General features: G+C 65.4%; 18 protein-coding genes and 1 pseudogene. 15 read left to right on the top strand and 4 right to left on the bottom strand.

Annotation, left to right across the window (positions count from 1 at the left end):
- Positions 1-82 precede the first annotated feature (82 nt).
- Positions 83-1,915, top strand: coding sequence for a hypothetical protein (locus MVA47_RS11545; protein WP_247208023.1), 1,833 nt, complete (start codon positions 83-85; stop codon positions 1,913-1,915).
- 32 nt (positions 1,916-1,947) lie between these two features.
- On the opposite strand, the gene MVA47_RS11550 is transcribed toward MVA47_RS11545, so the two are convergent.
- Both MVA47_RS11550 and MVA47_RS11555 read right to left on the bottom strand, forming a co-directional pair.
- On the bottom strand, positions 1,948-2,601 hold the full coding sequence (locus MVA47_RS11550; protein ID WP_247208024.1) for a restriction endonuclease fold toxin 5 domain-containing protein: 654 nt from the start codon (positions 2,599-2,601) through the stop codon (positions 1,948-1,950).
- A gap of 103 nt (positions 2,602-2,704) precedes the next feature.
- A complete protein-coding gene (locus MVA47_RS11555) occupies positions 2,705-3,481 on the bottom strand; it encodes a hypothetical protein (protein WP_247208025.1) in 777 nt (258 codons plus the stop codon).
- Between the two features lie 148 nt (positions 3,482-3,629).
- Here MVA47_RS11555 and MVA47_RS11560 point away from each other — a divergent pair, with 148 nt between their 5' ends.
- Positions 3,630-6,152: a UvrD-helicase domain-containing protein gene (locus MVA47_RS11560; RefSeq protein ID WP_247208026.1), complete on the top strand. Its 2,523-nt coding sequence runs from the start codon at positions 3,630-3,632 to the stop codon at positions 6,150-6,152.
- Between the two features lie 166 nt (positions 6,153-6,318).
- On the opposite strand, the gene MVA47_RS11565 is transcribed toward MVA47_RS11560, so the two are convergent.
- Positions 6,319-7,446, bottom strand: a complete 1,128-nt coding sequence (locus MVA47_RS11565) for a M23 family metallopeptidase (protein WP_247208027.1) — start codon at positions 7,444-7,446, stop codon at positions 6,319-6,321.
- 367 nt (positions 7,447-7,813) lie between these two features.
- Here MVA47_RS11565 and sucC point away from each other — a divergent pair, with 367 nt between their 5' ends.
- The 8 genes from sucC to MVA47_RS11605 all read left to right on the top strand — a co-directional run bounded on the left by sucC (position 7,814) and on the right by MVA47_RS11605 (position 14,853).
- Positions 7,814-8,977: an ADP-forming succinate--CoA ligase subunit beta gene (gene sucC, locus MVA47_RS11570; RefSeq protein ID WP_023962681.1), complete on the top strand. Its 1,164-nt coding sequence runs from the start codon at positions 7,814-7,816 to the stop codon at positions 8,975-8,977.
- A 13-nt stretch (positions 8,978-8,990) separates the two neighbouring features.
- Positions 8,991-9,881, top strand: coding sequence for a succinate--CoA ligase subunit alpha (gene sucD / locus MVA47_RS11575; RefSeq protein ID WP_023962683.1), 891 nt, complete (start codon positions 8,991-8,993; stop codon positions 9,879-9,881).
- Between the two features lie 186 nt (positions 9,882-10,067).
- On the top strand, positions 10,068-10,853 hold the full coding sequence (locus tag MVA47_RS11580) for a hypothetical protein (RefSeq protein WP_247208028.1): 786 nt from the start codon (positions 10,068-10,070) through the stop codon (positions 10,851-10,853).
- Complete coding sequence (locus MVA47_RS11585) at positions 10,850-11,323, top strand: RDD family protein (RefSeq protein ID WP_247208030.1); 474 nt, start codon at positions 10,850-10,852, stop codon at positions 11,321-11,323. Before MVA47_RS11580 ends, MVA47_RS11585 begins: the two co-directional genes overlap by 4 nt.
- A gap of 210 nt (positions 11,324-11,533) precedes the next feature.
- Complete coding sequence (locus MVA47_RS11590; protein WP_247208031.1) at positions 11,534-12,403, top strand: MetQ/NlpA family ABC transporter substrate-binding protein; 870 nt, start codon at positions 11,534-11,536, stop codon at positions 12,401-12,403.
- The gene (locus MVA47_RS11595; RefSeq protein ID WP_247208032.1) at positions 12,396-13,442 is read left to right on the top strand and encodes a methionine ABC transporter ATP-binding protein; all 1,047 of its coding nucleotides are present in this window, start codon (positions 12,396-12,398) and stop codon (positions 13,440-13,442) included. The genes MVA47_RS11590 and MVA47_RS11595 overlap by 8 nt, the downstream gene beginning before the upstream one ends.
- 3 nt (positions 13,443-13,445) lie before the next feature.
- Positions 13,446-14,117 carry a methionine ABC transporter permease gene (locus MVA47_RS11600; protein ID WP_247208033.1) on the top strand — a complete coding sequence of 224 codons (672 nt, stop codon included), beginning with the start codon at positions 13,446-13,448 and terminating at the stop codon, positions 14,115-14,117.
- 67 nt (positions 14,118-14,184) lie between these two features.
- Positions 14,185-14,853: a TetR/AcrR family transcriptional regulator gene (locus MVA47_RS11605; protein WP_247208034.1), complete on the top strand. Its 669-nt coding sequence runs from the start codon at positions 14,185-14,187 to the stop codon at positions 14,851-14,853.
- A 97-nt stretch (positions 14,854-14,950) separates the two neighbouring features.
- Here MVA47_RS11605 and MVA47_RS11610 read toward each other — a convergent pair whose 3' ends face one another.
- Positions 14,951-18,517 carry an indolepyruvate ferredoxin oxidoreductase family protein gene (locus tag MVA47_RS11610; protein WP_247208035.1) on the bottom strand — a complete coding sequence of 1,189 codons (3,567 nt, stop codon included), beginning with the start codon at positions 18,515-18,517 and terminating at the stop codon, positions 14,951-14,953.
- 268 nt (positions 18,518-18,785) lie between these two features.
- On the opposite strand from MVA47_RS11610, the pseudogene MVA47_RS11615 reads away from it, so the two are divergent.
- The 5 genes and pseudogenes from MVA47_RS11615 to MVA47_RS11635 all read left to right on the top strand — a co-directional run bounded on the left by MVA47_RS11615 (position 18,786) and on the right by MVA47_RS11635 (position 24,935).
- Positions 18,786-20,368 (top strand): annotated as a pseudogene (locus MVA47_RS11615) (carboxyl transferase domain-containing protein).
- Between the two features lie 7 nt (positions 20,369-20,375).
- Positions 20,376-22,376 (top strand): acetyl/propionyl/methylcrotonyl-CoA carboxylase subunit alpha, encoded by a 2,001-nt coding sequence (locus tag MVA47_RS11620; RefSeq protein WP_247208036.1) that lies wholly within the window; start codon positions 20,376-20,378, stop codon positions 22,374-22,376.
- Positions 22,373-23,545, top strand: coding sequence for an acyl-CoA dehydrogenase family protein (locus tag MVA47_RS11625; protein ID WP_247208037.1), 1,173 nt, complete (start codon positions 22,373-22,375; stop codon positions 23,543-23,545). The genes MVA47_RS11620 and MVA47_RS11625 overlap by 4 nt, the downstream gene beginning before the upstream one ends.
- Complete coding sequence (locus MVA47_RS11630) at positions 23,542-24,063, top strand: MaoC family dehydratase (RefSeq protein WP_374474177.1); 522 nt, start codon at positions 23,542-23,544, stop codon at positions 24,061-24,063. The genes MVA47_RS11625 and MVA47_RS11630 overlap by 4 nt, the downstream gene beginning before the upstream one ends.
- 41 nt (positions 24,064-24,104) lie before the next feature.
- Positions 24,105-24,935 (top strand): CoA ester lyase, encoded by an 831-nt coding sequence (locus MVA47_RS11635; RefSeq protein WP_247208039.1) that lies wholly within the window; start codon positions 24,105-24,107, stop codon positions 24,933-24,935.
- The last annotated feature ends 3 nt before the right edge of the window (positions 24,936-24,938 follow it).

Genomic DNA, 24,938 nt, shown 5'->3' on the forward strand with positions numbered 1-24,938 from the left:
GTGCCACGCAGTATCGGGGCGCTGGTAAGAGTGGTCCGGTGAATCGACGACCGGGGACCTCAGGTATCGGACGGCCCACCAGGTGCTGACCGTCAAGCCTTCTGCGCGGACGGTCGTGTGGATTGCCCTCGCTCTGATCGCCGTCCAGACCGTGATCCGGATATGGCTCGTCGCGCGCGGATACTTCTACTGGGACGACCTGATCCTGATCGGACGCGCATCGACCGAGTCGATCTGGTCATGGTCCTACCTGATGCAGGATCACGACGGGCATCTCATGCCCGGGGCATTCCTCGTGGCCGGGGTGATCACCGAACTGAGCCCGTTGAACTGGGCGATACCTGCGGTCACCCTGGTGGTCGGTCAGCTCCTGGTGTCGCTGGCCGTGCTGCGCATGGTGGTGGTGATCGCAGGTCGTGTCAGCCCGATTCTGCTGGTGCCGCTGGTGTTCTTCCTGTTCACCCCGATGACCGTGCCGGCCTACACGTGGTGGGCGGCGGGTCTCAACACGCTGCCACTGCAGTTCGCGATGGCGGTGGTGGTGGCCGACGTGGTGCAGCTCTGTCGCGGGCAGGTTGCCGATCGCCGCCGGGTCATCATCCGATCGCTGGTGGTGTTCATGGTGGCGCTGGCGTTCTTCGAGAAATCGCTGCTGATCCTGCCGGTTGCCGCGGTCGCCGCGGTGCTGTGGGTTCACGTCAATTCGTCGGCCGAGGGGCCCGGACTCATGCGCCCCATTCGTACGGCATGGTCGGCGGCTCGCGAATTGTGGATCGCGATGGCAGCAGTCGCCGCCGCATGGATGGTCCTGTACTTCGCCTCCACGTCCATCGCCGACGGGCATTCGATCGGCCAGGCGATGTCGCTCACGTGGCGGTCGATCAACCGTGGCCTGGTGCCCGCCGGCGTGGGAGGGCCGTGGTTCTGGACCCGCTGGTTGCCGAGCCCGCCGATGGCCCAACCTCACGACTGGATGATCGCGGTCGGCTGGGTGGTCCTGATCGCGGCGGTCGCCTATGTCCTCTGGACCAGGCGCGGCGCGGCGCGGGTCCTGGTTGCGGTGTTCGCTTACGCCGTCGTGTTGCAGATCCCGCTGTTCTGGAGCCGGACAAGCGAGTTCACCTCCCTCGAGTTGGCGCAGACACTGCGGTATCTGCCGGACACTGCCTTGGTGATCACGGTCGCGATGGCGCTACTGGTGTCGGCTCCTCGACGCCGACGCTCCTCGGCCGGTGCACCTGGTCACCCTTGGCGCAGCGCTGCCCTTTCGGCTCGGTCAGCGACAATTGCCGCCGCCGTGGTCGGTGTCGCCTACATCGGTAGCTCGTTGGTCTCGACTGCCGAGTTCGCCGACGAATGGAACTCGAGCCCGACCGAGGAGTACATGGCCAACGCGCGAGCGTCGCTTGCGCAAGCGGCCGGAACACGAATGTTGGACCATGCCCTCCCACTGCTGGTGATCCTGCCGGTGACCTACCCCGACAATCAGGTGGGCAAGGTTTTTGCTGCGCTCGACCAGCGACCCACTTTCGGCCCGTGGACCGACACACTGCAGGTCCTCGACGACCAGGGCCACCTGGTGGCGGGCGACGTGACTGCCGCGAGAACCTTCGGCGAAGGCGCCGGGGCATGTGATCGACCCGAGGTCACCGGGCCGTCATCGATCCCCCTGAACGGTCCGCTGCTCGACTGGACTTGGGTGGTGGCGCTTCCGTACTGCGCCAACACCGACGGATCCGTGCGGATCGGTCTGGCCGAGGACTCGTCGCTCGAGGTGCCCGTGGAGGCAGGGCTGCACACCGTGTTCGTTCAAGTCGAGGGGTCGGGTTCTGAGGTTCAGTTGCGTCCCGTGACGCCGGGCCTGCAACTGCATGTGGGCCAAGGCCGCGTCGGCGAACTCGTGCGCGCGCCCTGATCGGGTTCGTACGCCGTCAGCCCGTCAGTCCGTCAGCCCGTCTGCACCGCGACGGTCGTGATACCTCGAACCCCTTGTGACTGGAGGGTTTTCCCGACGGCATCGGCGGCCTCCGGTTCGGCGAACACCCAGCGGACAGGCGTCGAACCCGCTGCCTCGAGCTGCTGATCCGCGTTCTCGAGGAGCACCTCGGTGCCTTCCCAGTCGGAGCCGAGCAGGCCGTCGCGGCCGATGTTGTCGGCGTAGCCCGGGCCGAATGTCATCAACAGGGTGCCGTCGGGCGACCGGCCATCGAACGCGTACTCGTTCACCTCGTAGACGAATGTGGACGGGACGCCGGTGACCTGTCTGCTGTGGTCACGCGCCTGCCGAGTCTCCTTGAATCCCGCTGGTTTCCATGTGCCCACAGCGCCGACGGTCGCCGCCTTCTTGTTGGCGCTGAGCGCGTTCTCGAACGCACCACGATCCTGATCCAGGAAGGTGGTGAACACATAGGTGACGTCGCCTCTGAGCGTGCCGTCCTCATTCGGGACGGTGAACGGGCACCGCGACTCGGCACGGCCGTTGAGCGGAACGGTGACGGTATGGGCGCAGGTCCCGCCGACGGGACGGCCGTTGAGGGTGAGCGTCATGTTGCCGACAACTGTGGCCGACCCTGGACCGGTGGCCGCCGGGGTGGAAGCCACGTAGGTGACGATGTACTCGCAGACAGGCGGGCTGCACGGCGAGACGGACAGCCGGAAGCCGCTGGCGGCGAAGTCGGGACGGATGTAGGGGGCGGCACGTGAGTCAGGGCGGCGGTCTGCTCGCCGATGGTGTCGTACACCCGGCCGACCTCGTTGGGTCCGGCTTTCTGGACCTGCAGGTCGACGTCGAACACGTTGCCGCCGCCGCCGGGAGCGGGCCGCTGACCGACGAGATGCCGCCGTCATCCTGCGTGGTGATGCGGAGGGAGTCCCCGGCCAGCACGACGGAGTCGCTCTCGGCGACCACCGCAGGCAGTCCCGCCGGCCGGTACCGGACGTCAGGTGTTCCGATCAGACCGTTCGCAGCACCTCGCGCTGTGAGGTCGAAGAGCTTGTCGTCGCCCGCCACGGCACCGGCCAGCTTCGGCGGTGCCAGCAGCCGGCCCAGATCGGGGAACACGGCCGGGTCGAGCTGTGCCCAACCGGTCGCGACCGCTTCGTAATTGATCTTCGGGGTGTCTTCGAGTTGGCCTTTCCAGAACCCGGCGGAACCCTTGGCAAAGGTCTGGCCGTTCACGCCGATGATCTCGGCGGCCTCGCCGCCGACCTTGATCCGCCCGGACAGGTCGCCCGCGGACGACACCACGACCTCGTCGAGATTGATCTTGTCGCGGTCGGAGGACACCGACCCGGTGTATTTCGCGCCAGGGTGGGCTGCGAATTGGCCGGCAGCCTCGGTGAGGTTCTTCTGCACGAGTATCGGAGCAGGTGCCGACGCGGAGCCATCGGTGGTCCGGGGCAGAAAGATAGCCACCAGGACCACCACCAGCCCCACGACAGCCGCCGCCAAAGCCGCACCGGCCACAGTTCTGCTACGCATGAGCCCCCGCCCGAACCCCCGCCGCGGGTGGCCTCCCATCGAGACGCCCGCGGCCACTGACCATCAGTCGAGGCGATGCTACCCAGGCGGGCCGACAGGTGGTTCGGTGGCGTGAGTTGTCGGGGCGAGCGGGTAACTTTGTAAGACGATGAAAAGCGCTGCTCCCAATCCGTCGCTGCCGGGTCTGGCCACTGGAAACCTGCAGGAAAACACCCGTACGCCCTCGCGGCGTGCTGTTGAGCTGCTCGATGGGCTCAACCCGCAACAGAGGGCTGCGGTGCTGCATGCGGGGTCACCGCTGCTGATCGTCGCCGGCGCCGGGTCGGGCAAGACCGCGGTGCTCACGCGCCGGATCGCGTACCTGCTCGCCGAGCGCGACGTCAGTCCCGGCCAGGTACTCGCGATCACCTTCACCAACAAAGCCGCCGCCGAGATGCGCGAACGAGTGGTCGATCTGGTCGGTCCCCGGGCTCTGCGGATGTGGGTCAGCACTTTTCACTCCACCTGCGTGCGAATCCTGCGCGCCCAGGCGTCGCTGCTGACCGGGATGAACTCCAACTTCTCGATCTACGATGCGGACGACTCGCGCCGGTTGCTCGGCATGATCGTGCGCGACCTGGACCTCGACCCCAAGAAGTTCAGCCCCCGAGGGGTCGGGATCGCGATATCCAACTTCAAGAACGAACTGGTGGATCCGGACGGTGCGGCCGCGGCCGCCGAGGAGAGCGGCGAGCCGGCCGCGCAGACGATCGCCCAGATCTACCGGCAGTACCAGCAGCGCCTGCGCGCCGCGAACGCCTTCGACTTCGACGATCTGATCGGCGAGACGGTCGGTGTGCTGCAGGCTCATCCGGAGGTCGCGGAGTACTACCGACGCCGATTCCGGCACGTCTTGGTCGACGAATACCAGGACACCAACCATGCGCAGTACGTGTTGGTGCGGGAGATGGTCGGAACGGGAAGCGTCGGAAACGTGAGCCCTTCGGAACTGTGTGTGGTGGGTGATGCGGACCAGTCGATCTATGCCTTCCGCGGTGCCACCATCCGCAACATCGAAGAGTTCGAGCGCGACTTTCCCGACACCGAAACCATTCTGCTGGAACAGAATTACCGATCCACACAGACCATCCTGTCGGCCGCCAACGCGGTGATCTCCCGCAACGCGGGCCGGCGGGAGAAGAAGTTGTGGACCGATTCCGGTGATGGCGAACTGATCGTCGGCTACGTCGCCGACAACGAGCACGACGAGGCCCAGTTCATCGCCCGAGAGATCGATGCCCTCACCGACACGGGCGAGTTCCGGTACTCGGACGTCGCGGCCTTCTATCGCACCAACACCGCTTCGCGTGCGCTGGAAGAAGTGTTCATCCGGCTCGGAATCCCCTACAAGGTGGTCGGTGGGGTCCGGTTCTACGAGCGCAAAGAAGTCCGGGACGTCGTGGCGTACCTACGGGTGGTCGCCAATCCGGACGACCAGGTCAGTCTGCGTCGCATCCTGAACACTCCTCGTCGTGGCATCGGGGACCGCGCGGAAGCCTGCGTGGCCGTCCACTCGGAGAACGCCGGCATCAGTTTCTATCAGGCGCTGATCGATGGGGCCGAAGGCAAGGTGCCGTTGCTCAACACCCGTGCCACCAAACAGATCTCCGGGTTCGTCGAACTCATCGAGGGCCTGCGAAACGACTTCCTCGCCAGTTTCGGTGCGGCCGGGTCCGACGGCGCCGACGTGGCGGCTGTCGATGCGGGTAGCGAGGCCGGCGACATCGGCGAACTGGTCGAGGCGATCGTCGAACGCACCGGATATCGGGACGAGCTCGAGGGCTCATCGGATCCGCAAGACGGCGCCCGACTCGACAACATCAACGAATTGATCTCGGTGGCAAGGGAGTTCAGTGCCGAAGCTGCGGCTGCCGAACCGCCGGAGACGCAACTGGACAACGGCGACGACGACGGTCTGACACCCGACGACGGCGAGCCCGAGCCGGGGTCGTTGGCGGCCTTCCTCGAACGTGTGGCCCTCGTGGCCGACGCCGACCAGGTGCCCGACGACGAGGACGGCGTGGTGACGTTGATGACGTTGCACACGGCCAAGGGGCTGGAGTTCCCCGTCGTTTTTGTCACCGGTTGGGAAGACGGTCAGTTCCCGCACATGCGGGCTCTCGGTGACCCCGCCGAGTTGTCGGAAGAACGCAGGCTTGCATACGTCGGCATCACCCGTGCCCGCAAACGGCTGTACCTGAGCCGGGCGATGGTCCGCTCGGCGTGGGGATCGCCGATGCAGAACCCCGAATCGCGCTTCCTGCAAGAGATCCCGCAGCATCTCATCGATTGGCGACGCACCGAGCCCCGGCGTGGGATGGGGCGCATGACCAGCGACGGTGGCCGGGATTACGGCGACAACGGCCGCGGTTTCGGCGAGGGTCGTGGATTCGGCGGTCGTTCATTCGGGTCGGGTTCACGGCGCCAGGAGTCGTTCGGCTCGCCGACCCGTGGTCGCAACAAGCAGGTTCATGTGACCGTCGGCGACCGGGTGACCCACCCCAAGTACGGGATGGGCAAGGTGGTGGGCAAAGAAGGGGCCGGCCCCACCGAGCGCGTCACCTTCGACTTCGGAAGCGCCGGACGGATCACCCTCATGTCCCTGGGTGGTCTGCCCGTCGAAAAGCTGTAGGAGCGCTCGGGTTTCTGGCCCACGCTCGCTCTACGGATACCGCGTTGACGAGTTTCGCGAGCGGGTCCGGGGTAGCGCTCGCAATACTGGCCCACGCTCGGTCTACAGACACCGCATCGACGGGTTTGAGCGCACGCTCGCGCTCCCCGGTAACAGGGAGAGGGTCTCAGCTTCCGGTGTAGGAGGCCAGGCTGATGCCGTGGGCCGCCAGCCAAGGAGCTGGGTCGATCTTCATGGTTCCGTTCTTCCACACCTCGAAGTGGAGGTGGGGGCCGGTGGAGAAGCCTTCGCTGCCGACTTCGGCGATCTTCTGGCCGGCGATGATCTTGTCGCCCTTCTTGACGAGGACGCCGCCTGCGGACATGTGCCCGTACATGGTGACCGTGCCGTCTTCCGCCTGGATCTGCACCCAGTTGCCGTACCCAGAAGCAGGCCCGGCCTCGATCACGACGCCGTCGGTGACGGCGTGGATGGGAGTGCCCAGGGGTGCAGCGAGGTCGATGCCACCGTGGAACGAACCCCAGCGGTTCGCGTACGTGGAAGTGAAGGTGTACGCGCCGGCCGGGATGGGGGCAGCGAACAAAGGGATGCGCGCGGCTTCGTCTTGCGCATGCGCTGCTTCAGCGAGTTCCTGGCCGACAGCCAGCTGCTCGGTGAAGGTGTCCATGTTGGCCGGTGCGGGTGCAGCGGCGATTCCGGCGGCAAGACTCTCGTCTGTGCTGATCGGGTTCACCACGGGCGTAGGAGCCGCCGACTTGGTGGGCTCGGCTGCAGGCTGTGCGAACTGACCTGTGGCGGCGGCGACGGCAGCACCGGCCGCGACAGCCATCAGCGCTGCACGTCCCTTGAGGGCCTGCGGCGGCGCGGCGATGCGGTGTTTACCGCCACTGCGGCGCGGGGAAGTCTGTTTTTGTGGCGACCACGACGTCTCATCGGCTGCGGGTGCAAAATCATCGAACTCGGCGCCTTGGACCTCGAAAGGATGATCATGGAGGATCTCGTCGAGTTCGACCTCGGCGACGATGATGTCTTGCGTGATCTCGGCCGGGCGCGGGGCGTCGTAGGCATCGCGGTCGAATCGGCGGGCACCTGCGCGACGACGGCCGCCGTCAACGCTGGCATTGCGCCACTGGGTCAGCGGCCCGTCGGCGTACTCCTCGAGACCGAAGTCATCGATGGGAATGATCGACGTGATGGAGTTGTCGTGCGGATCACCGGGTCGTTCGCCGTCGATGGTCCGGGCCGAGGTGCGCGAATGCGCAACATCGCCGGTGATCGAATCGCGAACTACCAACAGATTGAGCCTTTCTGACAACTGGCCCGCGCCGATGGATGTGATCCGCGCAGGCGGTACGGAAACTCGATGTGACGGATCCGTGACCTTCTGACCTCACGAACGGTAACGAAATGATTGCGACGACCGCAACCGGACGCGAGAATTGCTGGGATGTTGTGAGGCGCATCACAGATGCGTTTAGGTGCTGTTCACGGCTGCGTCGCAGGTCGGCGCGATCGGCGACCGGTGAGCGGGAACAGGCAGCACCCCGAGTGATCTGTGGCACAAGCTGCAGGGAGTAGTGATCGTGGCTGTTCGACGCGGCGCTAAGGTCGCTGTGGTTCGCAACACCAACAGCGGACAAACCTACGAGATGGTGAGCTGAATGGATCTCTTCGAATACCAGGCGAAGGAGCTCTTCGCCAAGCACGAGGTGCCGACCTCGGCCGGCCGTGTAACCGACACGGTCGACGGCGCGCGTCAGATTGCCGAAGAAATCGGCAAGCCCGTGATGGTCAAGGCACAGGTGAAGGTCGGTGGCCGCGGCAAGGCCGGCGGCGTCAAGTACTCGGCAAACGTCGATGAGGCCGTCGCGAATGCCGAATCGATTCTCGGCCTCGACATCAAGGGCCACGTCGTCAAGAAGTTGCTGGTCGCCGAGGCCAGCGACATCGCCGAGGAGTACTACATCTCCTTCCTGCTCGACCGCACCAACCGCACCTACCTGGCGATGTGCTCGGTCGAAGGTGGCGTCGAGATCGAGGTGACCGCCGAGGAGAACCCCGACGCACTCGCCAAGATCCCCGTCGACGCCGTCAAGGGTGTCGACCTCGCGTTCGCGCGCAGCATCGCTGAGGCAGGCAAGCTGCCCGCCGAGGTGCTCGACGCAGCAGCCGTGACGATCCAGAAGCTGTGGGAGGTCTTCATCAACGAAGACGCTCTCCTGGTGGAGGTCAACCCGCTGGTCCGTACGCCTGACGATCAGATCCTCGCTCTCGACGGCAAGGTCACCCTCGACGCCAACGCTGATTTCCGCCAGCCCGGCCACGAGGCGTTCGAAGACAAGGACGCGACCGACCCGCTCGAACTCAAGGCAAAAGAGAACGACCTCAACTACGTCAAGCTCGACGGACAGGTCGGCATCATCGGCAACGGTGCCGGACTGGTCATGTCCACGCTCGACGTGGTCGCATACGCCGGAGAGAAGCACAACGGCGTCAAGCCGGCGAACTTCCTCGACATCGGTGGCGGCGCCTCCGCCGAGGTGATGGCCGCCGGACTCGACGTCATCTTGGGCGACGAGCAGGTCAAGAGTGTTTTCGTGAACGTATTCGGTGGCATCACCGCGTGTGACGCGGTCGCCAACGGCATCGTCGGTGCGCTGAAGAAGCTCGGCGATGATGCCAATAAGCCTCTGGTTGTGCGTCTCGACGGCAACAAGGTCGAAGAAGGCCGCAAGATCCTCGCCGACGCCAATCATCCCCTGGTGACGCTCGCCGAGACCATGGACAGTGGCGCCGACAAGGCCGCCGAACTGGCGAGCAAGTAGGAGCAGCAGATCAATGTCGATTTTTCTGAACAAAGATTCCAAGGTCATCGTTCAGGGCATCACCGGTGGTGAGGGCACCAAGCACACCGCTCTGATGCTCAAAGCAGGCACCAAGGTCGTCGGTGGCGTCAACGCCCGCAAGGCCGGCACCACCGTCAGCCATGACGGTGGCGTGGAGCTGCCCGTGTTCGGCACCGTGTCCGAGGCCATCGAGAAGACCGGCGCCGACGTGTCGATCGCTTTCGTGCCGCCGAAGTTCGCCAAGGACGCGATCATCGAGGCCATCGATGCGGAGATCCCTCTGCTCGTGGTCATCACCGAGGGCATCCCGGTGCAGGACAGCGCATACGCGTGGGCCTACAACGTGGAGAAGGGCAACAAGACCCGGATCATCGGTCCGAACTGCCCCGGCATCATCACCCCCGGCGAGTCGCTCGTGGGCATCACCCCGGCGAACATCGCGGGCACCGGACCCATCGGTCTGGTCTCCAAGTCCGGAACGCTGACCTACCAGATGATGTACGAGCTGCGCGACATCGGCTTCTCCACCGCAATCGGCATCGGCGGTGACCCGGTCATCGGCACCACGCACATCGACGCCATCGAGGCGTTCGAGAAGGACCCCGACACCAAGGTCATCGTGATGATCGGTGAAATCGGCGGCGACGCGGAGGAGCGGGCGGCCGATTACATCAAGGCCAACGTCTCCAAGCCGGTTGTCGGCTACGTCGCGGGCTTCACCGCTCCCGAAGGCAAGACCATGGGCCATGCCGGCGCCATCGTCTCCGGCAGCTCGGGAACCGCTCAGGCCAAGCAGGACGCACTCGAGGCGGCCGGGGTGAAGGTCGGCAAGACGCCGTCCGAAACCGCCGAACTCGCACGCGAGCTCTACAAGAGCCTGTAAACCGACAGAACACGAAGCGCCGGTCCTCGGAAGGGGACCGGCGCTTTGTGCTGTCCGCACCCCCATTCGGTGCGGGCGTTCGACGACCATCCAGGCAGGGCACACGAAAACCCCACAAGTTCGGGGGTTCGGCAGCGCGCCCGGCGAGTAGTGTTCTCAGTCACGGCGAGTGAAAGAAGCGCGCGCATGACCGGTGGACCACTGCTGGACGGATTGCTGAGAACGGTCGGCTCGGCCTACTCGCTTGCGGTGCGTGTCCCGGTGGTCGGCGGTGTGCTGCAACGGCGCACCGAAGACGTTGTCGCGCTGGGTGAAAGCGCTCTTGCTGCGGTCATCGTGGTCGCGCGTTCGGCGCTCAAGGTGATCATCCGAGAGGTGATCGACGCTCTCGTCGTCGAGGTGGACCTCACCGAACTGGTGCGTGGCCACGTGGACCTCGATCGGATCGCCGTGGGGATCGACGTGGACCGCATCGCTGCCCGGATCGACATCGACGCGATCCTCGACCGCGTGGACATCGACAGGATCATCGAAACCGTCGACCTCGACCGTGCCGTTGCCGGCGTGAACATCGACGCGGTCGCCGCAAAGATCGACGTCGACGCGATCATCGGGCGTCTCGATCTCATCGAACTGGCGAATCAGATCATCGACGGGGTCGATCTCCAAGCGATCGTTCGTGACTCGACCACCACGTTGACAACCGGTGTGCTCGAAGACGTCCGAACACAGGGGGCACGCGCCGACGACGTGGTGGCAGGGGTCGTCGGCCGACTGCTCGGACGTCACGATGGCAAACGCGCTGCCCGCCCGGTCGAGCCGCCGGCCCGGAACGGCCGGCATCCCGACGCCGGCTCCCTCAACGGAACACCGCCCCCGGCCGAGGTGATCATCGAGGTGCACCGACGTGTTCCCGACAAGCCTGGCGAGCGGTCCGGCGCCGCCACCGACGTCCCGGCGGACAGGGGATGACCGAGAAGTCGCGTGAGGTCGCCCAACCCCATCACACGGGCAGGGACGAGTTCGAGAGCAGGATCGCCGGCATCGTCAGTCGTGGTGTGGCCGCGGTCCTCGATGTCGCGACAGTCGCCGCGATCCTCGGAGTGCTGTACCTGGGGACGCTGCTGCTCGGACTGTTGTTCACCAGCGGGAACTTTGAGACACCGAATCCCAACGTGCTGTTCTCCGGAGTGGCGACGTATGTGGTCGCGGTTGTCTACCTCGCGGGCTGCTGGACGGTGTCGGGCCGCACAGTGGGTTCGGTTGCGATGGGCCTCGAGGTGGTCAACCGCAGGGGTGGTCGGCTCGGTCCGGTTCGCGCGCTGTTACGTGCCATGTTCTACACCACCTTCCCGATCGGCCTGCTGTGGGTCGCCGTGGACAGACGGCGCCGTTCGGTGCAGGACATCGTGCTGCGTAGTCGGGTCATCTACGCATGGTGAGCCACTCGATCGGCGTGATCCCATAAAATCTGCCGGATTTTAACTCCTCGCTCGGAAATAGAGCAGGTCAACGACTTTCGTCTGCCCCGTGTCGCCGCGGCGCTTCCTGTTCGTGTTGTCACCCGTCGTTACAGTCACTACGCGCGACCGCCGGTCGGTCGCTCATGTGCTCGGCCGCCTCGGCCGTGAGACGAAAGGGAACGGGTTGTCATGCGTTTGAGAAGGCTTGCCCTGCTACTGGTTCTGCCCCTGCTGGCCCTGGGGATGGCCGCGTGCGGCAGCGACGACTCGGACACGGTGAAGATCGGTGTCGCCGACGCCAGTGAAAGCTACTGGAATGTGTTCAAGCAGAAGGCTTCCGATGAGGGCATCGACGTCGAGCTGGTGAATTTCACCGACTACAACCAGCCCAATCCCGCGCTGGCCGAGGGAGAGCTCCAGCTCAACGAGTTCCAGCACCTGCTGTACCTCGCCACCTACAACGCCAAGAACAATCAGAACCTCGTGCCCATCGGTGCGACGGCCGTCTATCCTCTGCCGCTGTACTCGACCAAACACGCGTCTCTGGACGAGATCCCGCAGGGCGGCAGCGTGGTGATCCCGAACGACCCGACCAACCAGGCCCGCGGCCTCTTGGTGTTGCAGCAGGCCGGTCTGATCTCCTTGAAGAACGGCGGGTCCGCGTTCTCGACCCTGGCCGACATCAACGAGGGTGCGTCAAAGGTGAAGGTGACCGCAGTCGATGCCGGCCAGACCGCCCAGAGTCTTGATTCGGTGGATGCCGCGATCGTCAACAACAACTATGCGACGTCGGCAAATCTCGGCGCGGACAAGGTGATCGCTCAAGACGACCCGAACAGTGATATCGCCAAGCCGTACATCAACGCTTTCGTCGCACGCGACGAAGACAAGAACAACGCCGACTACCTGAAGCTGGTTGCGCTGTACCACGATCCCGAGGTCGAAGCGGCTGCGAAGAAGGACCTGGGCGCAAGCGGGGTCTTCAAGACGAACCCCGCGTCCGAACTGCAGCAGCTCACCGTCGAACTCCAGGAGCAGGTGAAGTCGAGCGGTGCCTGAGGAACCCGCCATCTCGTTCCGGGGCGCCACCAAGCGGTTTCGCGGCAAGGGAGGCAAACAGCTTGTCGCGGTGGACGGGGTGGACCTGGACATCGCCCGCGGCGACATCACCGGGGTGATCGGATACTCAGGTGCTGGTAAGAGCACCCTGGTTCGGCTGATCAATGGTCTGGAAACCCCCGACGAGGGGCAGATCCTGATCGACGGCGAGGACATCAGCCGGGCCCGTGAACGCCAGCTGCGCCGGGTGCGCGGGGACATCGGCATGATATTCCAGCAGTTCAACCTGTTCTCATCGCGCACCGTTGCCGGCAATGTCGAGTTCCCACTGAAGGTTTCGGGCATGACACGATCTGCGCGTGCCGCTCGCGTCACCGAGCTCCTCGACTTCGTGGGCATCGGTGACAAGGCCCGTCAGTACCCGCAGCAGCTGTCCGGTGGGCAGAAGCAGCGGGTGGGAATCGCACGTGCACTGGCGACGTCACCGAAGATCCTGCTGGCCGATGAGGCCACCAGTGCGCTCGACCCGGACACGACAGCGGAAATCCTCGGTTTGCTCAAACGCGTCAATCGCGAGCTGGGCACCACCATCGTGGTCATCACCCACGAGATGGACGTGGTGCGTGACATCTGTGACCGGGTGGCCGTCCTCGATTCGGGGCGTCTCGCCGAGCAGGGTCTGGTGTACGACGTGTTCTCCGGGCCCGCATCGCCGATCACGCGACGCCTGGTGCGTTCGGCGGTCGGTGATGCGCCATCGGGGGAGACGCTCGTCCGGTTGCGCTCCCGCCACAGCGGTCGATTCGTGACCGTTGCGGTACGGGAAACCGATTCCGGCACGGTCGATGTCACCGGAGCCCTGGCGCGGCCCGGCGTCCGGGCCACCGTGGTCTACGGCGGGATCATCGAACTGTCCCGGCGCCCGTTCGGTTCGTTGACATTCGCATTGCAGGGTGGCGACAGGGAGATCGACGCGGCGCTTGCAGACCTCCGCGAACTGACCGACGTCACCGAACATCCGGTGAAAGAGGAGGTGTAGCCCGTGTTCCTCGGCGACATCATCACTCCGGAGCTGCGCCCGATCCTGTGGGACGCGGTCATCCAGACCTTCCAGCTCGTGGGTTTCACGCTGGTGATCGGCGGCGTCATCGGGCTGGGTCTCGGTGCCCTGCTCTACGCCACCCGCCCGACCAATCTGCTTGCCAACACGGTTGTCTACAACCTTCTCAACGTGGCGGTCAACATCGTCCGGCCGATCCCGTTCATCATCTTCATCACGGCCATGGCGCCGCTCACCAAAGAGGTGATGGGCACCAGGATCGGTACCGAGGCAGCGATTTTCCCGATGACGGTGATGGCTGTGTTCGTGATCGGGCGTGTGGTGGAGCAGAATCTCGTGGCCGTCGACCCTGGTGTGGTGGAGGCGGCGCGCGCGATGGGTACAGGCCGGCTCCGCACGTTGCTGACGGTGGTGATCCCGGAAGGTCTTGCGCCGCTTGTGCTCGGGTACACGTTCATCTTCGTCGCGATCGTGGACATGTCCGCGATGGCGGGATACGTCGGTGGCGGGGGGTTGGGCGACTTCGCCCAGCAGTACGGCTATCAGCAATTCAACTGGAAGCTCACCGTGGTGGTCATCGCGATGCTGATCGTGTTGGTGCAACTGGGTCAGTGGCTCGGGAACCGGCTGGCCAGGCGCGCGTTGCATCGTTGACGTGCGGTGTGACGGCTGGGCGAACCCGTTCCCGACCCATGGGTCGGGCGGGTAACCTCAGCAGGCGATGACCACTGCAGCCGGAACTCCTGACGGGCCCGCAGAGCCCGCGGATGATGACGTCCACGAGTCGTCGGCAGAAACCCCGTCCGGACCCGCTCCGGTCACACGCAGGGGTCTGGCGAAGGCTGCGCGGCGGCGGGAGTTGCTGGCCGCAGCGGCACGTCTGATGGCCGAGCGAGGATTTGCGGGGGTCCGTCTCGAAGACATCGGCGCCGCGGTGGGTGTCAGCGGTCCGGCGATGTATCGGCACTTCACGGGCAAGGACGCAGTCCTGGCCGAGATGCTCATCGGCATCTCGGAACGGCTCTTCGACGGCGGCCAATCGGTGGTCGCGTCGACCGACGGACCCGACGAAGCACTGGACGGTCTGATCGACTTCCACGTACGGTTCGCGACCACCGAGCCCGAGCTGATCCGCGTGCAGGATCGGGATTTCTCGTCACTCGCCGCCGAAGCCAGTCGCACGGTCAGACGGCTGCAGCGGCAGTACGTCGAACTGTGGGCCGACACGTTGATCCAACTCGATGGCTCGATACCCCGCCAGGAAGCGCGGACGCGGGTGCAGGCCGTGTTCGGACTGATCAATTCCTCGCCGCGTCTCCCGGATCTGGATGCCCGGCGTCTACACGTGATCCTCGCTCGGATGGCTCACGCGGCTCTGCTGAGTTCGTGACCCCGACGGTGCGACACCGCTGACCAGAGGTGACAGAACGCGAGGACGCCCACGTGCTCCTGGAGCGTCCTCGCGTACTGCGTGGGGTGTCGGCGATTCAGATATTCAGTGCCGCAGTGTGTTCGGCCACTGCTTCGCGGTACCGGGCCACGTTGCGCATCTTGATGTCTTCGTATCCGCGCACCATGTCGGGCAGCTCGGCCACCGCAACAGCCGAAGGCATGTCGTCTGCGGTCAGCCGGCCGTCCGCAACGGCCTCCAGCAACCGGGTGATGAGTTCGCGGTACTCGACGATCAGTGCCCGCTCGGTCTCGCGGACCTCGGCACGCGCGAACGGATCGAGCTTGGTGCCACGTAGGCGCTTGGCCTTCGCCAGCGACTTCAGCGCAGGCGTACCCCAGGCGCCGATGGCGATCTTGTTGCGCATGCCCAGCGACCGGAGAGTCGGCGGATGCAGGCGCACAGCAACTTTTGCGTCTTCACCGAACTGGTCGGCGACCTCGGCTGCGAACTGGTGGTCCTGTGTCAGACGTGCAACTTCGTACTCGTCCTTGTAGGCCATCAGTTTGAACAGGTTGCGCGCCACGGCGTCGGTGAGGCCGCCTACCTCGGCCTGGCCTTCGGCGCGTGCGACGTCACCGACGAACCGGACGTAATCGGTTGCGTAGGCGACGCTCTGGTAGTCGATCAATTCATCGACCCGGCGGCGAACCGTGCTCAGCACCTCGGCGCTCACGCTGTCCAGCGACTGCGTGAGGGTGATGGCCCGGGGGCTGGGCTGCCATGGTGCGGGCGCCGGGTGTGCGGCCGCAACAGCAGATCTGACCGCCTCGCGGTCGGCGACGACCTGCCGGCCACGGCGAAACGCCTGCAGATTGCGTTCGACGGCAACGCCGTTGAGCTCGATGGCACGCTCGATCGATTCGGCCGTGATCGGCATGGCTCCCGACTGGAATGCCGCACCCACCAGGAGCATGTTGGCGTACTGCTCATCCCCGAAGAGTTCGAGCGTGAGTTCACCGGCGTCGAGGTAGATGCCCCGTTGCACCGACCGGTCGATGGACGACGCGATCTGGGCATCGCTGGGGTAGGACACGGAGGTGTCGATGACCATTGCGCCTGTCGGGATCTTGGTGGTGGAGACGATGGCGGTGGTCTTCAGCGGCGAGGCCACCTTCAGGTTCGCCGGGTCAACGCCGACGAGTCCGTCGCACGACAGGTAGAGGTCGCAGTCACCCGACGCGACTTTCGCCGCCTGTTCCACCACGCCCGAGCTGACCTTGACGTCGCTCACCACTGCGCCGCCCTTTTGCGCCAGCCCGGTCATGTCGACCGTGCGTGCCACGTGCCCGTCGAGAACGGCTGCGGTGGCGATCACCTGGGACACCGTGACAACCCCGGTGCCGCCGATACCCGTGACCCGGAGGGTGAATCCGTCGTCGATACGTTTGGTGGCGGTGGGTGTCGGCACTACGTCGGCGTCGATGTTCGGCACCGTGTGGCGAACCCGAGCGGCCTCGCCGGGGGTGACCGTGACAAACGACGGGCAATCGCCTTTGAGGCAGGAGAAGTCGAGATTGCACGAACTCTGATCGATCCGGGTCTTGCGACCGAACTCCGTCGACACCGGGTGCACCGACAGGCAATTCGACTTCTCGCCGCAGTCGCCGCACCCCTCGCAGATCCGCTCGTTGATCATCACGCGTGTGGTGGGAGTCGGTTGCTCACCGCGCTTGCGCCCGCGGCGCTTCTCGGCGGCGCAGTGCTGATCGTGGATGAGCACGGTGACGCCCTCGATGGCCGCGAGCTCCTGCTGGATCTGCATCAGATCATCGCGACTGCGCACCTCGACCCCGGGCGGTAGCTGCAGGGAACGGGTGCGAATCGGATCGTCCGAGGTGACCACCACACGCCGAACCCTCTCGGCCAGAAGTAGTTTGGTGATCTGCGGCAGGTCCATCTGGCCGACCGGGTTCTGTCCACCCGTCATCGCGACCGTGCCGTTGAACAGCAGCTTATAGGTGATGTTCGACCCGGCAGCGACCGCCGAACGCAACGCCAGCGATCCCGAGTGCATGAAGGTGCCGTCGCCGATGTTCTGCACGAAGTGCTTCTCGTCGACAAAGGGAGAGATTCCCAGCCACTGCGCACCCTCGCCGCCCATCTGTGTGACTCCGGCGATGTCACCGACCTGGTCGGGGTCCATGAGCAAGACCATGGCGTGGCAACCGATCCCGGCGCCCACCAATGTTCCGTCGGCGACCTTGGTGGAGCTGTTGTGCGGACATCCCGAGCAGAAGTACGGGCTGCGCACTGCCAGCGGTAGTTCGATGCGGCCCCGACTGCGACCGCTGGTCTCGAGCCAGTTCTTGGCGTCGGGGATCTGGTGGTGATGGGCGAGTCGGTTCGCGAGACCGCGGGTCACCGAATCGATGTCGAGTTCGCCGAACCGCGAGAACAAGGTGGATCCGTCTTCGTTGGACTTGCCGACGATGTTCGGTACATCCGGGCGGCGGAACAGGATGTCGCGCATCATCGTTTCGAGGAAGTCCCGTTTCTCTTCGACCACGATGACCTCGTCGAGCCCGGCGATGAACTCGGTCATGATCTCGCGCTCGAACGGGTACACCATGCCCATTTTCAGGATCCGGATGCCCAGGCGGCCCAGGTCGGCGTCGGTGATACCCATCAGCCGCAGTCCTTCGCGGACGTCGAGGTAGGTCTTGCCCGCCGCGACGATGCCGATCCTGTCGTCCGGGGTGCGCGAGACGATCCGGTTGAGCCTGTTGATGCGTGCGTATTCCATCGCGCGGGGCAGGCGGATCGTCAGCTGGTTCTGTTCGAGCTCCATGAGGTTGGCGCCCAACAGCTTTCCGCTGGGGACATGTGGACTGGTGCCCAGATCGCCGTAGATGGGGAGGATGCGGTCGGGGTGCACATCAGCGGTGGATGCCCCGTCGGCGACATGGGCGGAGATCTTCATCGACGTCCACAGGCCGGACACCCGAGACATGATCGCGGCGTGGACTCCGAGATCGAGGATGTCCTGGGAGTCGGCGGGATAGAGGATCGGCATGTACAGGTCGGCCAGCGCCATCTCGGAAGCGCAGGGGACGGTGGAACTCTTGGCACCCGGGTCATCGCCGACCAGGGCGACGGCGCCGCCGGTGGGGTGGGTGCCGATGATGTTGGCGTGCCGGAGGGCATCGGTGGCCCGGTCGAGGCCTGGAGCCTTGCCGTACCAGTAGCCGACGACGCCGTCGAGCGCACTGTTCTCTCCGCGGTTCGACAGTGTCCCGACCTGGGCTGCCACCTGCGAACCCATCACCGATGTCGCGGCGATCTCCTCGTTGAGTCCCGGGCGGTGCACCACGTCGAAGGGGTCGAGGTACTTGGCGCGACGGGCGATCTCGAGGTCGTAACCGGCGAGCGGAGAACCCTCGTAGCCGGAGATGAAAGACGCTGTGCGCAGATTCTGCCTACGGTCGAGGCGGGCACGGTCACGAACCATCCGGACCAGTGCCTGGATGCCGGTGAGGTAGACGGTCCCGGACTCGCGGGTGTAGCGGTCGTCCAGTGAGAAGGACTCGACGGAAGCGGCTGCTCCGCCCAGTGGATCGCGGTCGTGGTCGCCGTCGTGGTGGTTCTGCGTAACGAGGGTCATGGCTGTTTACCCGGCTCTCTATTGTGTTGTGCCGACCCGGGGGTGGTGGGTCGGAGCTTGTTCTTCGGTACCGCGATCGTACGTCAACCTGTGATGCGGGTCACGACGGATCTCGGCATGTGCGGATATCGGGGGCAGGCGGTGAGTGTGGGCGCGGGCGGGATCGGCCAAACTTCGGCCGCGATGTCGCCAATCGCGTGACAATGGGTCTGCCAGCACTTACAGTGACTTCAGTTAATCGTTCCTAACTGAAAGGCGGTGGACGCCGGTGTCCACGACCGCAACCGCACCCCGGTGGCGTGCAACGCATGAAGCCAACGTGGCGGCTCTGCGTGCCCGGCTGGATCGCGTGGCCCAGGGCGGCGGCGAGAAGGCGCGGGCCAGGCACCTGGACCGCGGGAAACTGCTGCCTCGTGACCGGGTCGACACGCTCCTCGATGCCGGGAGTCCGTTCTTGGAGATCGCGCCGCTGGCAGCCGAGGACATGTACGGCGGCAAGGCGCCCGCGGCGGGAGTGATCGCCGGCATCGGGCGGGTGGCCGGACGGGAGTGCGTGGTGATCGCCAACGACGCGACGGTCTCGGGCGGCACCTACTACCCGGTGACCGTGAAGAAGCACCTGCGAGCCCAGGAGGTGGCGGCGGCGAACCGATTGCCGTGTATCTACCTTGTGGACTCCGGCGGTGCGATGTTGCTGCAGCAGGACGAGGTCTTCCCCGACCGCGACCATTTCGGTCGCATCTTCTTCAATCAGGCCAACATGAGTGCCGCAGGTATCCCGCAGATCTCGGCTGTGCTCGGCTCGTCCACAGCCGGTGGTGCCTACGTGCCGCCATGAGCGACGAGACGGTGATCGTGCGCGATCAGGGCACCATCTTCCTCGCCGGGCCGCCACTGGTGAAGGCCGCAACCGGAGAAGATGTCAGCGCCGAGGACCTCGGTGGCGGACTGATGCACTCGACCGTGTCCGGGGTCACCGACCACCTCGCGGACAACGACGAGGACGCGCTCGAACGGGTCCGGCGGATCGTCGCCACGCTCGGGCCCACCGACCCCCCGCAGTGGGACGTGCAGCCGGTTCGCGACCCTGTTGCGACGCAGACCGATCTCTACGACGTGGTCCCCACCGATGCCCGTACCCCGTACGACGTTCGCGCGGTGATCGAGATCATCTGCGACGCGGGTCAATACGACGAGTTCAAGGCGGGATACGGGACGTCGCTGGTCACCGCATTCGCCCACATCCATGGCCACCCTGTCGGCATCATCGCCAACAATGGAGTGTTGTTCAGTGAAAGTGCTCTCAAGGGAGCGCATTTCATCGAACTGTGCGACAAGCGCAAGATTCCTCTGGTGTTCCTGCAGAACATCACGGGGTTCATGGTGGGACGGGAATACGAGCAGGGCGGGATCGCCAAGAACGGCGCCAAGATGGTCACCGCGGTGGCTTGCGCTCGGGTGCCCAAGTTCACCGTGATGATCGGTGGATCGTTCGGTGCCGGCAACTACTCGATGTGTGGGCGTGCCTACTCGCCACGGTTTCTGTGGATGTGGCCCAATGCACGCATCTCGGTGATGGGTGGACCGCAGGCTGCCGACACCTTGGCGACAGTGCGGCGCAACCAGATCGAGCGCGGCGGTCAGGAGTGGTCCGCGGAGGATGAGGAACAGTTCAAGGCGCCGATCCGCGAGCAGTTCGAAACACAATCGGACGCCTATTACTCCACCGCACGGCTATGGGATGACGGCGTGATCGATCCCGCCGACACCCGCACCGTGCTCGGGCTGGCGCTTGCCGCTGCGCGCAACGCACCGCTCGCGCCGGTGTCCTACGGCGTCTTTCGGATGTGATGTGGTGATGAAACAGATAGACACGGTATTGGTCGCCAACCGCGGGGAGATCGCCTGCCGGGTGATCCGCACCTTGCGGCAAGCGGGAGTCCGCAGCGTTGCGGTGTACTCGGACGCAGATTCTGATTCGCTGCACGTGGCCATGGCCGATGAGGCCGTCCGACTCGGCCCGGCCGCCGCGACCGAGAGCTACCTGAAGATCGACGCGGTGATCGCTGCCGCGCGAAGTGTCGGCGCCGATGCGGTGCACCCCGGATACGGATTCCTCTCGGAGAACGCGGCATTCGCACGTGCACTGGCGGAGGCGTCGATCGTCTTCCTCGGCCCGCCGACAGCGGCGATCGAGATCATGGGCGACAAGATCGCCGCGCGGGAGGCTGTGTCGGCGCGTGACGTCCCCGTGGTTCCCGGCATCTCCCGCCCCGGGCTCACCGATGACGACCTGATCGCGGCAGCGTCCGACATCGGGTTCCCGGTGCTCATCAAACCGAGCGCAGGCGGTGGCGGCAAAGGGATGCACCGCGTTGCCGATCCGGTCGACCTTCCTGCCGCGCTGCGGACCGCCCGGCGCGAGGCCAAGGCGGCATTCGGCGATGACACGCTGTTTCTCGAACGGTTCGTGGACACCCCGCGTCATATCGAGGTCCAGGTACTCGCCGATACCCACGGCAACGTGGTGCATCTCGGTGAGCGCGAATGTTCCCTCCAGCGACGACACCAGAAGGTCATCGAGGAGGCGCCCTCGGCGCTGCTCGACACCGCCACGCGTGCCCGCATCGGCGCGGCGGCCTGCGACGCGGCGCGGTCGGTCGGCTACACCGGCGCCGGGACGGTGGAGTTCATCGTCTCGGCACACAAACCCGACGAGTTCTTCTTCATGGAGATGAACACCCGTCTGCAGGTGGAACACCCGGTCACCGAGATGGTCACCGGCGTCGACCTCGTCGACTGGCAGCTGCGGGTGGCCCGGGGGGACAAACTGGATTTCGCCCAGGACGATGTGACGATGACCGGGCACGCAATCGAAGCCCGGGTGTACGCCGAAGACCCCGCTGCCGGATTCCTTCCCACCGGTGGGTCCCTGCTCCTCGTGGACGAACCCGCCGGCCCTGGTGTCCGGGTCGACTCGGGCATCGTCACCGGAGACGTGGTGGGCAGCGACTACGACCCCATGCTCGCGAAGGTCATCGTCCACGGCGATGATCGCGCCGATGCCATCGCGCGCCTGGATGCAGCGTTGGCGCGCACCCACGTGCTCGGCGTTCGCACCAACATCGGGTTCTGCCGCCACGTGCTCGACCAGCCCGATGTTCGGGCCGCAGAGCTCGACACCGAGCTGCTCGACCGCCTCGTCGTCGACTACCGCGAACTCTCGCCCCCTTTCGAGGCACTGGCATTGGTCGGACTTCACCGGGTGCGAACCGGTCGCAGCGGTGAGACACCGTGGACCTCGCAGGTCGGCTGGCGCATCGGTGGACCAGCACCTACGAGGACACGCCTGCAGGTCGGAGACGATGTGGTGACGGTCGCGGTGACCGGACCGGAAACCGACGCCCGCGTCACCATCGGTGACCGGACAGCCACAGCATCGGTGTCCGGCGAGCGACTCACCCTCGACGGCATGACGTCGCGATGGCTGATCGTGCAAGCGCCACCGAGACCGGCCGCAGGCCACCGGACCGACAGCCCGGGGCATTACTGGGTCAGCGGCCCGGCCGGTACCTGGGAGATCGCCGAGTCGAAGATCCTGCGGTCGTCCACCGATGCCGAGGAACTCGGGGAGATCACCAGCCCCATGCCGGGAACCGTTGTCGCCGTGCTGCATCTAGGAGGCGAGTCGGTCGAGGCCGGTACGCCTGTACTGGTGGTCGAGGCGATGAAGATGGAACACACGTTGACCGCTCCACGTGCCGGTGACCTGTCGGTTGTGGTCGCCGTCGGAGACAAGGTCACCAGCGGCCAGCGGCTGGCAACGATCATCGACCACTCGGAAGGAAATCCCACATGACCATCACCGACGACCTGACGGTCGAATACGACGAACTGCGCAGGACAGTGGCCGACTTCGCACGGTCGGTGGTTGCCCCGGTATCGGCCAAACACGATGCCGAACACACCTTCCCGTACGAGGTGGTGCGCCAGATGGGGGAGATGGGCCTGTTCGGTCTGCCGTTCGGTGAGGAATACGGCGGGATGGGAGGGGACTACTTCGCGCTGTCGCTGGCGCTCGAGGAACTGGGCAAGGTGGACCAGTCGGTGGCCATCACCCTCGAAGCCGGGGTGGGCCTCGGCGCCATGCCGATCTACCGGTTCGGTACCGAAGAGCAGAAGCAGAAGTGGCTGCCGGACCTGGTTGCCGGCCGCGCGTTGGCAGGATTCGGGCTCACCGAGCCAGGCGCGGGCTCGGATGCGGGTGCCACCGCCACCACGGCCAAACAGGACGGCGACGAGTGGATCATCAACGGGGCCAAACAATTCATCACCAACTCCGGCACCGACATCACTTCGCTGGTCACCGTCACGGCCGTCACCGGAGCGCGGTCACCGGGGGCGGACGGGTCGGCCCGCAAGGAGATCTCGACGATCATCGTGCCCAGTGGCACAGAGGGTTTCACCGCCGAGCCCGCGTACAACAAGGTGGGGTGGAACGCGTCGGACACCCACCCGCTCAGTTTCAGTGACGCGCGGGTGCCCGCAGAGAATCTGCTCGGTGAACGCGGCCGCGGCTACGCCAACTTCCTGTCCATCCTCGACGAGGGACGAATCGCGATCGCGGCGTTGGCCACCGGTGTGGCGCAGGGTTGTGTGGACGAGAGTGTGAAGTACGCCAAGGAACGTCGCTCATTCGGCAAGGCCATCGGCGAATACCAATCGGTGTCGTTTGCCATCGCCCGGATGGAGGCTCGCGCACACACCGCACGCACCGCGTACTACCACGCGGCATCGAAGATGCTCGCCGGCAAACCGTTCAAGAAGGAGGCGGCGATCGCCAAGCTGGTCTCCAGCGAGGCCGCCATGGACAACGCACGCATGGCCACGCAGATCCACGGCGGCTACGGCTTCATGAACGAGTACCCGGTGGCACGCCATTACCGGGATTCGAAGATCCTGGAGATCGGCGAGGGCACCACCGAGGTGCAGTTGATGCTGATCGCGCGCGAGCTGGGCTTCGCATGACCGGCGTGAGCGAGTCGGACCGCCAGAGCGAGGGCTCGCCGCAACCACGTCGGGTCACCCAGCGCGGCTTGTGGTTTGACGAGTTCGAGGTGGGCACGGTGTACGAGCACCGGCCAGGGCGGACGGTCACCGAGGCCGACAACGTCCTGTTCACCACCCTGACCATGAACACCCAGGCACTGCATCTCGACGCGGCGTACGCCGCCGAACAACCGGGGTTCGGTGGGGAGCGCCTGGTGAACTCGATGTTCACACTCTCGACAATCGTCGGATTGTCGGTGAGTCAGTTGACGCAGGGAACCCTGGTGGCCAATCTCGGTTTCTCGGAGATTGCGTTCCCCGCACCGCTCTTCCACGGTGACACGCTGTATGCCGAGACCGGATGCACGGGAAAACGGGAAAGCAAATCCAGACCCGGTGAGGGCGTGGTGTCATTGCGTCACATCGGAAAAAACCAGCACGGCGACGTGGTTGCTGTAGCTCAGCGGTCCACGCTCGTGCGCAAGCGCGTCACGTGAGGTCCAGGCAGGTGGCGCACCGAGACATAGGAGGAGCACCGGTGACCAACTGGAGTCCGCCCGGCCCGGCCATTCTGTTCTGCCCCGCAGATCGTCCCGAGCGGTATGCCAAAGCTGCAGATCGCGCCGACGCGGTCATCATCGACCTCGAGGATGCGGTGCGCCCGGAGGCACGTGAGGCCGCTCGCGAAGCGCTGATCAACAACCCGATCGACCCGAACATCACCATCGTGCGGATCAATGCCGCCGGCACCGGTGACCACTACCGCGACCTCAAGGCCCTCGCGCAGACGGCGTACCGCGTTGTCATGCTGTCCAAGAGTGAGACCGCCGAGGATCTGTCACAGGTCGGGTACCAGGTGATCGCCTTGATCGAGACCCCCGCCGGTGCCCTGGCCGTGGAGCAGATCGCCTCGGCGCCGAACTGCATCGGGCTGATGTGGGGCGCCGAAGACCTCGTCGCCGCCATGGGCGGGCGGTCGAGCCGGTTCAGCACCGGCGAAGCCAACACAGGACGTTATCGAGACGTGGTCAGGCAGGTTCGCGGCATGGTTCGGCTGGCCTGCGCCGCCCACGGGCGCTTCGCCGTCGACTCGGTACACATCGACATCGCCGACACCGACGGTCTACATGCAGAGGCGCTCGACGCAGTGAACCTGGGCTACGAGGCCACCGCGTGTATCCACCCGTCGCAGGTGGATATCGTTCGTGCGGCCTACCGGCCCACTGACGACGAGATCCGTTGGGCGGAACAGATTCTGGGCGCCGACAAAGACAACACCGGCGGGGTCTTCCAGGTCGGCGGGCAGATGATCGATTCACCCCTGTTGGGACAGGCGGAGGCGATCATGCGCCGCGCCGAATCACACTAGGAG

The sequence above is a fragment of the Williamsia sp. DF01-3 genome, from assembly GCF_023051145.1.
Lineage (GTDB): Bacteria > Actinomycetota > Actinomycetes > Mycobacteriales > Mycobacteriaceae > Williamsia.